The organism is Nitrospiraceae bacterium, assembly GCA_035623075.1.
Classification (GTDB): Bacteria; Nitrospirota; Nitrospiria; order Nitrospirales; family Nitrospiraceae; genus DASPUC01.
Genome location: DASPUC010000027.1, coordinates 106,889 through 119,406, shown reverse-complemented (window position 1 = coordinate 119,406; position 12,518 = coordinate 106,889). Strand labels below are relative to the sequence as shown.

Annotated in this window: 11 protein-coding genes; 1 reads left to right on the top strand and 10 read right to left on the bottom strand. The window is 57.4% G+C overall.

Annotation, left to right across the window (positions count from 1 at the left end; translation table 11 throughout):
* The first annotated feature begins 49 nt into the window (after positions 1 to 49).
* Positions 50 to 1,975 carry a caspase family protein gene (locus VEI50_09910; GenBank protein HXX75432.1) on the top strand — a complete coding sequence of 642 codons (1,926 nt, stop codon included), beginning with the start codon at positions 50 to 52 and terminating at the stop codon, positions 1,973 to 1,975.
* An 82-nt stretch (positions 1,976 to 2,057) separates the two neighbouring features.
* Here VEI50_09910 and VEI50_09905 read toward each other — a convergent pair whose 3' ends face one another.
* The 10 genes from VEI50_09905 to pal form a co-directional block, all read right to left on the bottom strand.
* Positions 2,058 to 2,507, bottom strand: coding sequence for a cytochrome c (locus tag VEI50_09905; GenBank protein HXX75431.1), 450 nt, complete (start codon positions 2,505 to 2,507; stop codon positions 2,058 to 2,060).
* Positions 2,508 to 3,007: 500 nt separating this feature from the next.
* Positions 3,008 to 3,922 (bottom strand): RodZ domain-containing protein, encoded by a 915-nt coding sequence (locus tag VEI50_09900; GenBank protein ID HXX75430.1) that lies wholly within the window; start codon positions 3,920 to 3,922, stop codon positions 3,008 to 3,010.
* Positions 3,923 to 3,935: 13 nt separating this feature from the next.
* Positions 3,936 to 4,622 carry a tetratricopeptide repeat protein gene (locus VEI50_09895; GenBank protein ID HXX75429.1) on the bottom strand — a complete coding sequence of 229 codons (687 nt, stop codon included), beginning with the start codon at positions 4,620 to 4,622 and terminating at the stop codon, positions 3,936 to 3,938.
* A complete protein-coding gene (locus VEI50_09890; GenBank protein ID HXX75428.1) occupies positions 4,619 to 5,533 on the bottom strand; it encodes a PfkB family carbohydrate kinase in 915 nt (304 codons plus the stop codon). The genes VEI50_09895 and VEI50_09890 overlap by 4 nt, the downstream gene beginning before the upstream one ends.
* 3 nt (positions 5,534 to 5,536) lie before the next feature.
* Positions 5,537 to 6,442 (bottom strand): S-methyl-5'-thioadenosine phosphorylase, encoded by a 906-nt coding sequence (mtnP, locus tag VEI50_09885; GenBank protein HXX75427.1) that lies wholly within the window; start codon positions 6,440 to 6,442, stop codon positions 5,537 to 5,539.
* 56 nt (positions 6,443 to 6,498) lie between these two features.
* Entirely contained in the window at positions 6,499 to 7,494 is a 996-nt protein-coding gene (miaA, locus tag VEI50_09880; protein HXX75426.1) for a tRNA (adenosine(37)-N6)-dimethylallyltransferase MiaA, read from the bottom strand.
* Positions 7,491 to 9,308, bottom strand: a complete 1,818-nt coding sequence (mutL, locus tag VEI50_09875) for a DNA mismatch repair endonuclease MutL (protein ID HXX75425.1) — start codon at positions 9,306 to 9,308, stop codon at positions 7,491 to 7,493. Before mutL ends, miaA begins: the two co-directional genes overlap by 4 nt.
* 66 nt (positions 9,309 to 9,374) lie before the next feature.
* A complete protein-coding gene (gene ybgF, locus VEI50_09870) occupies positions 9,375 to 10,136 on the bottom strand; it encodes a tol-pal system protein YbgF (protein HXX75424.1) in 762 nt (253 codons plus the stop codon).
* Positions 10,137 to 10,153: 17 nt separating this feature from the next.
* Entirely contained in the window at positions 10,154 to 11,695 is a 1,542-nt protein-coding gene (gene ybgF, locus VEI50_09865) for a tol-pal system protein YbgF (protein HXX75423.1), read from the bottom strand.
* 62 nt (positions 11,696 to 11,757) lie between these two features.
* The gene (gene pal / locus VEI50_09860) at positions 11,758 to 12,465 is read right to left on the bottom strand and encodes a peptidoglycan-associated lipoprotein Pal (GenBank protein ID HXX75422.1); all 708 of its coding nucleotides are present in this window, start codon (positions 12,463 to 12,465) and stop codon (positions 11,758 to 11,760) included.
* Between the last annotated feature and the right edge of the window lie 53 nt (positions 12,466 to 12,518).

Here is a 12,518-nt window from a genome sequence, read left to right as displayed (position 1 = left end):
GGAACTCGTCCAATTGCTTTCTTCCCTGCTTTTCCGGTACCGTGATCGCGTGAAGATCATCCGTGGGCTTGTACCGTCGGAGTCGCGCACAATGCGGAGTTTCTGGGACCTTCGCCATCGTTTTCTCTCCATCAGTGCAGCCATCTGTACGTTGCTAACGGCCGGATGTGCGCCACGGCTGGAACTTCCCCCGATGGGACCGTTACTCCCCTACGCAGCGCGGTTGGAACTATCTCCTTCAGTCACCACCCCTACATTCCAGTACGTGGACGGCTGCGGACATATCCGGGAGATCCAAATTGGGTCCGTGTTGGAACAAGCCATAACCGAAGCAACCTACAGGACCTTTCAGGCGGTGATCACAGGATCGTCCAAGACGAAGGAACCGTTCCCAGAAATCACAGTCCGCGTGGAGCTCGTTCAGCAAAAGTTGGAGCTCACACAAGACAACGTTTACGACCGGATTCCGGCCTATGTGCAACTCAGTGCCCTGGCCAGGTTTTATGATGCAAGCGGAAAACTCTTGCGGGAATCGGACATTAAGGTCGATCGGACCGAGCGCTTGCTTCTCGAAAGGCTTGCCAAGGACTGCGATTACGTTATCGACCCTTTTATTCATGACACGGCGGTTGATCTGGCGAGCAAATTCATGCAGGAGGCTCGCGTGGCAGTCGGCAGCGGCAGCCAGGTCGCTGCAGCTCCTACGGCGAGTGGAAATGCTGGGGCAACGGCTGCTCTTCCTCCCTCAAAGCTCGGCCAACCAGGCTCCAGCCAGGTGCTCACTCCCGCCGTGCCTCCCATGACGTCTTCCTTGCGATTCAAGGTGACCGTACTCGACGAAAACAGCAACTTGGTGTTCGAAGGAGGAGAACGCATACGGGTCCGAGTCGATCTCGTGAATACCGGTGACCAGGAGATCCAAGGGGCCACGGCATCGCTATCAGGGACTCCTTCGCTTCTGTCACAATTTCCCGTCTCAAGCCTCGCCGTTGGGCGACTCCAACCGGGCCAGTCCCGTTCGATCGAGTTTGTTGCGACGTTGCCTCAGTCCGTCCAAAGTCAAAAGACGGAGATTCAGGTGACCGTGTCCGATCCTGCTGGAACGGCTCCACCGCCCCAGACTGTGTCCCTCGCAATCCAACCGGCCAGCGTCAACACTGACGATGTGGATCAGATCCCCGCCGTTGCGGACGGTTTTCGCCGTCCTCACACTTACTTGATCTCCATCGGCATTGGATCCTATCGCGACCAGCACCTTTCGACCAGAAAGTTTGCGTCGCTCGATGCTGAGATGATGGCGTCGTATTTTCAGTCTCTTGGCGGTCTTCCTGCGGCCAACGTACGACTCCTCCAGGATTGGAAGGCGTTGCGACCAGACATTGATGAGGCCTTGTTGGATTGGCTTCCACCCCACATGAACAAGGAGGCGATCGTCATCGTCTACTTTGCCGGCATGGCAATGGTCTCTTCGACGGGAGACACCTTCCTTGTGCCCTATGAGGGAAGCGCTTCATCGACCTCGCGACTCTATCCACTCAAGGACCTGGAAGCGGGGCTCACCAGATTGAAGGCCAAACAAACCGTGTTCATCTTCGACGGTTTGGTATCGCGCCTCGGACCCGAAACCAAAACCAAGGTGACGAATCCTCAGTGGGGTGCGGGAGGGTCATCGACTGTTTACCTTATCAGCCCCAGCGGCTTGGGGAATGGGTTGGAAGACGAGCGCCATCGGCACGGGCTCTTCACCTATTATCTCTTGCGGGGGTTACGGGGGGATGCTGACGTCAACCGCGATGGAGACATTACGATTGGAGAGGTGATTCAATTTGTCAGCCAGAAGGTGGCTTGGGCCGCGAGGGCCCGGTTCAACCGTGAGCAGCGGGTGCTTTCTGTTCCGTCCTTAAGGCCCTCGGACAAAACGGCCGAGATCATTCTCACGAAGGTGGCGTCGATCCAGGGAGCCGAAGCTCGATAACGATGCCTTTCAATCGAGGACAAAAAAAGAGGGTGAAGGAAACTTCCTCCACCCTCTCCTCGCTCGTCGCTCAGCGATGAGCTTACTCGTCGCCTTTGCAGAAGCTCCGCTCGTAGTTGATGATGGTCCAGGCTTCCTCTTCGTTAATGGCAGCCGGGATCAAAGAAACCATGCCCGTTCCGGCGCTCCCGTTCTTAATAACCCAGAATAGCTCGCCGTCTTTCCGCTTCTTGTGGAACTTGCAGTTCGTGAAGTTCCGTGGGCTCGGGTTGAGAATAGCGCCCGCAGGCCCATCCCCTTTCCCTTCCTTGCCATGACAATTGAAGCAGGTGCCCTTCCCCTCGAACAACGCCTTGCCCTTAGCAATGTTCTCTGGAGTATTGGCCACCGGATTCTTCATCTGCTTGGCTTCAGCGATCTGATCCGGGGGAACACGTGGCTTGAGCGGATCGCGCTCCTCCGCACCCACCACTGTTGCAGACAAGAGCATTAGCGCTGCACTGACACACAAAACCTTAGAAAAATACCGCATCACACTTCCTCCTTTTGTTGAGCCCATCGCACATGACCACTCGCCCATTTGCAAGGTCACCGACCGACAGATGTTCGCACAAAGAAGCCCGTAAAACGGCGGGACTATAGCAACGGGCTTTTGTCGTTGTCAAGCAAACCGTGCCCGATTCTCCTTCTCGGGTTTTAGGTCTCCTTGCCGGTCAACTTCGACGACGGCCGCGCCTCTGAGTTCATGGCAACGGCCACCTCATTGCGCGCTTCGTCCACTTTGATCGATGACGAATCAAAGCTCATGCCACACGAGATTAATGTCGGAAACAGATATTCCGGCGAGTTAGCACGAAATATTAAAGGACACTCCACAGGCTCGTGAGCCTGGAGACACCTTTGTGCCCCATGCACGCTTGGACGCCCCACTCGGTCAACGCGCATTGAAGAAAAGAATGTGTTCGGCGGGAGGTAGGGTCGACGAGCGAGACAAGGGAGGTGAAGGTGAAGGGAATGAGTTGAGAGAGGCCGTCAGCGTTTCAGTACGATATCCCGAGCGACCTTTCCACTCGGTCCAAACGGCTTTTGCGGCTTGCCGTTGAGTTCCGCCTTCACTCCGCCGGCATTGCCGAGGGTCAGTATAAACTGATCCTGGCCTTTCCATTTCGCTTTTTCACCCGGACGGAGCAAGGCTTCCTGCGGGCTTCCTCCGTCGATCTGGACGACGACCCAGCTCAATTCCGTCGCTTCAAGATCGAGCACCAGTTGCCCTTCGGTTGTTGCAGAGCCTTCGAGTGAAATCCCTCCAAGGGGACCATCGCTCCCGAGCGACGGAGGAACAGGCAGCGCAGCCTCCGGCGTGACTGCGGCCACCGCCGACTCCGACGCTCCCTGATTTTCTGCAGTCTCAGTTACCGGCTTGGTCGAGGTCGGACTCGGAACATTTGCCTTCGCTCCGGACGGAGACGTCGGCGGCTCCTGATGGGCGCTGGGTTCCGGGGGTACCGGCGCCGTCCGTTTAGCCGATGTCGGCAGATCCGACGCAGACCGACGAACGAGGACGGAAGACTGTTCACGGCTCAGCAGAAACACCAAGGTGAGAATGGCAATGCCGATCGCCACGGCAACAGCTTTGCGATTGGCTTGCCTTTTTCGCTCTTCCTCGGCTTGCCGAACCCTCAGGCGTTCTCGCTCATCTTGCTTCTCGTAGAAGGCCCCCGCGGACTGCGTAAACCGATGGATCGCATCTTCTTCATCGAGTCCCAACGATCGCGCATACGACCGCACAAATCCCCTGGCGAACACCTGATCGGGCAGCTTGGCAAAGTTGCCTTCTTCAAGCGCCTTCACGAAATCCGTGCGGATACGGGTTTTTGAGGCGACTTCGTCGACCGTCAACCCTTTCGTTTCACGGACCTGTTTGAAAAATTCCCCGATTGATTCCATGTCGAATGGTCTCTTACTTCAATTTCGCCAGCAATTCTTTCGCCGCCGCCCCATATTCACCATTCTTGTCCAGCGTCGTCACTTTGGTGAGCATCTCTTTCGCTCGCCGTTCAAACCCCAGTTTGTAATATACACGCCCCAGTTCCAAATGGGTGAGCTCCGGACGCACATGGGGAGGATTGACCGTGATGGCGTCTTCGAGAGCCTCCATGGCGCCTTGATAGTCTCCCTCATGGGCCAGGGCACGCCCGAGGTGATAACGCGCCAGATCCGGCGTCGCATAGAGTGGATTCGTCAACGCCTGGCGATATTCCCGGATGGCCTCAGGCCAGCGGTCCTGACCTTCGAGCACCTTTCCGAGAAATGTATGTGCCTCGGAATACTCCGGATCGATGCTCAGTGCCGCACGGAAGTGTTCCTCCGCTTGCGCCCACTTTCTCTGGTCGGCAAGCAGATAGCCGAGTCCATAGTGGGCTTCTTTATTCTGCGGATTGACTTGGAGCGCTTTCTGGAACGACACATAGGATTTCTGTTTGTCCGAATCCAACGACGCGATGCCCTCTTGGTAATAGCCTTGAGATTTCTTGACCGTCTCTTCTGGCGTCGCGCAGCCTTGCACCATCCAGGCGAGTGGAACCGTCACGACAAGCCCATAGAGCCACGACCGAATCATCGTTCCGACAAGAGAAGAATGCGTCACGCAATGTCCTCGAAATGGGTCAACCGTTTGAACGCTCGAAAGCGCTCGTGAATCTCTTTGTAATCCAGGATTCGCAAACGGTCAAGACTAAAGGATTCTACGGTAAATGACGCCATGACGCTGCCGAAGATGATGGCTTGTTTGATCGCCTCGTTCGTCCGATTCCCTGTCGCCGCCAGATACCCGAGAAACCCACCGGCAAAGGTATCGCCGGCACCGGTCGGATCCCGAACATCTTCGAGAGGGAAGGCCGGGGCGCCGAAGACCTGCTTCTCATTAAACATCAAGACTCCGTACTCACCTCGCTTGATGATGAGATGTTTCGGTCCCCGCGCCAGCACCGTCTGCGCCACCTTGACCAGATTAGGGCTCCCTCCCAGGGCTCGGGCCTCCCCATCATTGACGATGAGAATGTCGACTTTCTCCAACACGCGCCACAAGGCCTCTCGCTTCCCGTTGATCCAGAAATTCATCGTGTCGCAGGCCACCAACGGAGGGCGAGGCAGCTTCTCCAACACATCCAGTTGAAGTTCCGGATCGATGTTCCCCAAGAACAACACCTCCGGTGACCGATAGGCGTCGGGGATCTTCGGACGGAACGTTTCAAAGACATTGAGTTTCGTGTCGAGTGTGTGGGCTTCGTTCAACTGGTGCGTATACTCGCCCTGCCATCGAAACGTCGCGCCGGGTCGTCGCTCGAGGCCGGTCAGATCAATACCCCGGCTTTTCAGAAACGCGACGTGCTGCGGAGGAAAATCATCCCCCACCACCGCGATCAGATCGACGGTCGTAAAGAAACTCGCCGCCGTGGAGAAAAAAGTCGCCGAGCCGCCCAGCACCTCGGCCACTTCTCCGAACGGAGTCTTGACGGTATCCAAAGCTACGGAACCGACCACCAGCAATTTTCCCATCGCTCATCGACCCCTTGTTGGTAAAGGCATCGCTCGATCGAGCAACAGCCCCAGTTTACGATGGATCCCCGCCGGTATCCGATCGGGGGCTGTGACCACGGCATTCTGTAATGCTCGCTGGCAGTCACAGGCCTCGACCGTGGCAGCTGGCTTCATGCTGACCCGAAGGAGTTGCTTCGCCAAAGTCACGTTTTTACGCAACGTAGCCAGAATGCCCTCGACGGTGACCGGCTCTTCCGTCTCATGCCAGCAATCATAGTCAGTCACCAGCGCAACCGTGGCGTAACAGAGCTCTGCTTCGCGAGCGAGTTTCGCCTCCGGCATATTCGTCATACCGATCACGCTGACACCCCATTGACGATACAGACGCGACTCCGCCTTAGTCGAAAACTGCGGGCCTTCAATGCAGACATAGACTCCGCCACGGTGAACCGACGCACCGACCGCCTGTGCTTCCTCGAAGAGCGAAGCACTCAAGCTCCGACACACCGGCTCCGCAAATCCCACATGGGCGACAACGCCCCCCTCGAAGAAGGTGGAGACCCGCCGTTTCGTGAGATCGATAAACTGGTCCGGAAGAACGACATCGCCCGGCTTGATCGATTCCTTCATGCTGCCGACGGCGCTGACAGAAATGATTCGCTGGATTCCGAGGGATTTCAAGGCGTAGATATTCGCCCGGTAATTGATTTCCGCCGGACTGATTCGATGCCCAACACCGTGGCGCGAAAGAAAGGCGATACGAACTCCGTCCAATTCACCCAGCACGATCGCGTCGGACGGAGGTCCGAACGGTGTGCGAACCGTTACGCGTCTGACGTTTCGAAGTCCTTCGATCTCATACAACCCGCTTCCGCCAATGATGCCGATATCCGCACGAGTCTTCACATTCCGCCGAGCCGTTCCCACCCTATTCCTCCTGTACGTTGCCCAATGTCGGCCCAAATCACCGGATACAATGCCCGCTACCCGAGGCTCGCGAGGAACGCGTCGATCTGTTGGAGAATACGGTCCGTCGTGAGCGCAACCGGCTCCGACTCTTCAATCATCATCCAATGGATACCTGATTCTTTGCGAAACCAGGTCATCTGCCGCTTGGCAAAACGACGGGTATCTCGCTTAAAGCGGGCGACCATCTCCTCGGCGTCGTACTCCCCGACAAGATAGCTGGACACATGGCGATAACCGAGTCCCTTCAGGGCGGAGAGGTCTCGACTGTAGCCACGAGCCAGCAACCGTTTCGTTTCGTCGACTAATCCGTTCGCGAACTGCCAATCGATCCGCTGTTCGATCCGTCGATACAGCGCTTCGCGCCCGCGGTTGAGTCCGATCACCAAGGACGTAAAAGGTCCCTCGGTAAATCCATGCTTTTGTTGGAACTCCACCATCGGCCGGCCGGACAACCGATGCACTTCCAAGGCGCGCAGCACCTTGGATTGGTCGTGCGGATGTAAGCGTGCCGCAGTCACCGGATCACACGCGACAAGTTGGGCATAGAGATAGTCCCGTCCATGCTTCTGCGCATCGCGCCGAAGCGAGGCCCGCAGGATCGGATCGGCCGGTGGAGCCTCACACAAGCCTTTGAGCAATGTCCGTATATAGAGGCCCGAACCACCGACGACCAGCGGGAGACGGCGGCCATGGTATAGATCTTCGATCGCCTGGACCGCGTACCGTCGGTAAAGGCCCGTGTTGAATGGTTGGTCCGGTTCGACCAGATCGATCAACCGATGAGTGACTTCCTTCAGCTGATCCGCCGGCGGCTTGTCGGTCCCGATATCCATCCCACGGTAGACTTGCCGGGAGTCCGCGGTCAGAATGTCGGTCTCGAACGCCTTCGCGATTTCGAGGGCGATGCGGCTCTTGCCGACCGCCGTCGGCCCGACGATGACGACTACGGGCCGCAACCGGACTTGTGCCTCAGACAACCGCCGCATGCCACAGACAGACGTTGTCGTCATGACCATCCGGTACGGCCGAACATTTTATCGAGTTCATCCGTTGACAGACGAAACGCGGTCCGTCGTCCGTGCGGACAGGTCATGATCAGACCTTCGTCCATCCAATCCCGAATCAAGTCTCGAATCTCCGGCAGTGCCATGGCACGGCCGGCCCGCACGGCACCATGACAGGCCAGCGACGCCAACACCGGACGGACCCGCAGGTCCAGGGACGAGACGGTATCCCATTCCCTCAGATCATCGAGAAGATCTTGGACCAACGCGACGGCGTCGACTTTGCCGATCCCGGTCGGCACCCCACAAATCGCGACCGCAGAGGTACCGAACGGCTCAATCATCAAACCGACTCGTTCGAGTTCGCCCAGATATTTGCGCAAAAGCGTCCCGTGTTGCGCTGAGAGTTCAATCGGTTCTGGAATCAGCAGCGGCTGCGAGGGAATCTCCCGCCCCTGCCAATTCCGCCAGAGTCGCTCGAACAGGACCCGTTCATGCGCCGTATGCTGATCGATAACATGCAGCTCATGCCCAACTTGAGCCACCAAATAGGTGCGACGGAGTTGTCCGAGGGGAACGATTTCAGCCTCCGCGACGCGCTCGTACGGAACAGCGTTGCTCTCTGCCATCACCAGCTGAGATCCTTCTATGGAACCGACTTCGGATGAAAGGCCCGAACGTGATTCGAGGACGCCACGACCCGTCTCCGTTCCAACGGCTGCCGACAGCCTCTTCGAAATCGCAGCGGAATCGTCGAGATCGGCGGACACGCGTGAACCTGCCGGTTGACTCATGCCGAGAACCGTCTTTTGTTCCTCGCCGCTGAGCGCGTGGCGAATCGCGTGCCGGATCAGCCGGTGGACCGCTTCGGTCTCGGCGAAACGAATTTCCTTCTTCGTCGGATGGACGTTCACATCGATCCGATCGGGAGCGGCGTCCACAAAGAGAACAAAGGTCGGATAGCGGCCCTTTGGAAGAAATGATCCGTACCCATCCGTGACGGCGTGAAAGACGGTCGCGTTCCGAACCGGCCGGCGGTTCACGAACAGGTCCTGTGGCTGCCTCGACGTTCGGGCATACACCGGGTCGATCACATAGCCGCTTACCGCCAGCCCGGAAATCCGACCTCGTATCTCGACGGTATGATCGACAAAAGCCGAGCCATACACTTGTAGGATACGGTCGCGATCCGACATCGCAGCTGGATAGTTGAGCACGTCCTGTCCGTTATGGATCAGTCGGAAGTGAACGGACGGCCACGCTATGGCCGCTTGCTGGATAACATGACTGATGTGAGAAAACTCCGTCACGGGCGACTTAAGGAATTTTTTCCGCGCGGGCTGATGATGAAACAGCTCTGTCACCTCGATCCGTGTGCCAGGCACCGCCGGTGCATCCACAACCGACTGAGCGATTCCGCCTCGAAGAGCGAGCTGCGCACCGACCGTATCCTGCCTCGTCGAGGTCGTCACGATCACGTTCGAAACGGAGGCGATGCTCGGTAACGCTTCACCCCGAAACCCCATGGTGGTGATGGAGACAAGGTCGTGATCCGACCGTAATTTGCTCGTCGCATGACGTTCAAATGCCAGCGGGAGATCGAGGCGGCTCATCCCCTCGCCGTCGTCGGTAACGCGGATCAGTCCGAGTCCGCTCTCCTTGATGTCGACGGTAATGTGGCCGCTTCCGGCATCCACGCTGTTGTCGATCAACTCCTTGACGACAGCGGCCGGGCGTTCGATGACCTCTCCCGCGGCAATGCGGCTGATGACGTCTCCCGGCAGGACGTGGATCTTGGTCGCGCAACCGGTAGCGGACATGAAACTAGACTCCTCGGAGGGCACGCGACGGGATTTGTGTCTGGGTCCGTCGCGTCTTGCTGGCAGTCATCGGATTTCAGCCAATCTGTTCTTCGCTAACTTGGCCTCGTCCGATGTCGGGAACTCTTCGATCACGCGCTTGAGATTCTTCTTGGACTTGGGAACGTCTCCTGTCTCAGCGGCGGCTAACCCTAGCTTGTAAATTGCAGCTGGTACTTTCTCGTTCCCCGGATATTCAGTCGCAACGTATTCGAACGTTTGCATCGCCCTGACATAGTCCTTCTGCTGGTAATAGGATTCCCCCAACCAATAGTAGGCATTCGGCGTCAGCGAGGTCCCGGGAAAATCCTTCACAAAGCGCTGAAAACCAGCCACGGCCAGGTCGTACTTGCCGTTCAAATAATCGTTGTACGCCAGGTTGAAGGCAGAGGTGGGGGTGATCGCCGGAACCCCGGGCACGATGGTTTGCGCATCGCTCGCAGTCCCCGGCTTTTGCGGTTTCACTGGACGACCTTGCTCGACAGGAGCCGGCTCGACCCTGGCCATCGTCTGTCCCTGCCCCTCTTCCAGCTTCGCCAACCGGTTTTCCAGTTTCTGAAGGCGTGCGCTTACTTCATCGAGTCGTGGCTTGACCGGTTCCACATCTTTCACCCGCTCAACGGATTCTAAGCGTCGCTGCATCGCATCGAGACGCTGATGATCCTGATCCTGAGTTTTTGACACGGTGGCCAGATGATCACGCAGGTCGACAAAGTCCGCGTGCCTGGCACATCCGGTCGCGAGAAAACCGATTACGACGAGAACGCCAACAGCCCGTTGAGCACCCATATCGTTCTGCCTCACAGTTATCGAGACTCTTTTATCATCTGAGTGAGTTTATCGGAGGCTTTTCCAGCTTCTGGACTCTTCGGATAGAGAGTCACAACTTGTTTGAACGCTGACGAAGCCCGCTTCTTATCTTTCAGCGCTAGATAGGCATACCCCTTCTTGAGCAAAGCTGCCGGAACTTTCTCGCTCTTCGGATAATCCAGTTCCACCCGGTCGTATGAACTAATGGCTTCCCTATAATCCTTCTGACCGTATTGTGCTTCTCCGAGCCAGTAGCGCGCGTTGGGAGCCAGGTCGGAATTCGGATAGTCGGCCAGGAATGCAGCAAACCCCTGCTGTGCCCCGACAAGATAGCCGTCCTTGAACATCCCCAACAGCCGTTCATACTCGGCCTTATCAGGGCGCACCGATTCCACGCTGGCTTGAGATTTCGCCTCATCACCGGTCTCATCCGGGGCCGCGATGACTTGAGCCAATCGCACTGGCTCTGAAACTGCCTGAGGCTGCGCCTCCGCCTGTTCCGGCTCGCCTTGAGGTTCGGATTTCTGCGGCTCTGCCTGTGGAGGACTTGCCGAACGGTGTGCTGGCTTGGACGGAGACTGACGCGCCCCACCTTTGCCTCCCGCACGGGCATGAACATCCTGGGCAACCTGATCCACCGACTTCGCCAAGATTTCGAGACGGTGATCTTGCTCATCGATGCGTGCAGCCAATTTCTGCGTGGCGGCGGCCACGCTCGTCACGCTCTTATTGACATCGCCCAAATGCCCGGACACTGTTTTGTTCATGTCATTGACGTAGGCGGTCGACGCTTTCGCGTCCGCATCAATTTTGGCCATAAACGTTTTCGTCGTCTGCTCGTCTTGGGCAACTCGTTCGCTGAGCCCCGACAGCGACTCTCGAAATGTGGTCAATGATTGATTGAACTGCGTGAACTTCGCCGCCAGTTGTTCCGCTCGATTCTGGTTTTCAGCGGTTGCCTTGCGTTGCTCTTCGAGACGGGCATCGAGGTTTTTCACCAGCGCACTATTTGTCTTTTGCACCGCTTCGATAATGTCTTTTCGCAGCAGCTCCATTTGTTTGTTCACATCGTCAAGCCGCGCATTGACTTCTGTCCGGAGCAGATCACGGTCTTCTTTGTTCTTGAGGTCCTGGGTTTCGAGACTCTTCTGTATCCACGCATAGCGGGTGGTCGTATCGTTCTCCAGCTTGGCCGCCAACTGTTCGAGCTTCTTGGTCTGTTGCTCGATCTGCATCGATCGCTGTTTCAAGTCGTCTTGCTTCGCCTGGAGCTCACGAGCTTGTTGCTGAGCTCGCTCAAGCTCGCCACGAAGCTGGGGCAACTCCTGCTCGCGCAAGACGGCCAGCTCCTGTCTCTGCTGGGCGCCTCGCTGGGCGAGTTCGTCGCTCGATTGCTTGATGCGGGTTTGAAGATTCTGTTCGGTTTTTTTCAGATCGGCCTGCTGAGCCATGCAGCCGACCATCACAAGGATAAGCACGGACCAGCCTGATATCCAGATCGATCGAACCCGCGAATCAGTTGTCATCGCTGGCTTCATGGTACGCCTCCCGTGTTCTCCTTGCACGCAAGATGCCCCTACAGTCCGAGGGCTCGTGGCGCTTACTTGGCCGTCTTGACGACAAGATGGCCCCGGCGATTCTGCTGGTAGCAGGATTCCGCGCGTTCTTCGCAGAAGGGTCGCTCTTTGCCATAGGACACAACCGAGAGCCGGCTGGCACTGATCCCGAGTTCGACAAGGTAGTTTCGAACGGACTTCGCCCGCTTTTCACCGAGCACGAGATTGTATGCGGACGTCCCGCGCTCGTCGCAATGCCCTTCGATTTTGATGGCTGCAGCTAGGTTCGTCTTGAGCCAGTCAGCATCCCGTACTAAGGCTTGCCGGCCCTCTTCGCTGATGGTCCAGCTGTCGTACCCGAAATACACGTCGCGCAACCCGGCAGCCGCTGAAGCGGCTTGCTCTGCACGGACATCTTCCAATTGTCGTCCGGCGCTGCCGGATGAGTCGGCTTTCGCCATGAGCATCCCGCCGCCACCCGCACCTAGCCGCTCCTCGGACGGGTTTTTGTCGAGCCCCATCAGACCACTCGAACTTCCAGACTGCATGCTCGTATCGGGGAAATTCGACCCGACACCCGATTGAGCACCATCCGAACTTGCGCCCCCAGTTCCACCTTTCATCATCGCGCCCTGCTGCGCCGATTGTGCCTCACCGCCTGCTTGCAGAGACTTCTTGCCGCAGCCGCCGGCGGTCAACACCGCCACGCTCCCGACCAAGACCATCGCTGCCGTACAGATGAATTTCCCCATGGGTTGATCTCCTCTCATCCTGAGTGATGCGTTCGTGGTTGGTCATGATTGAG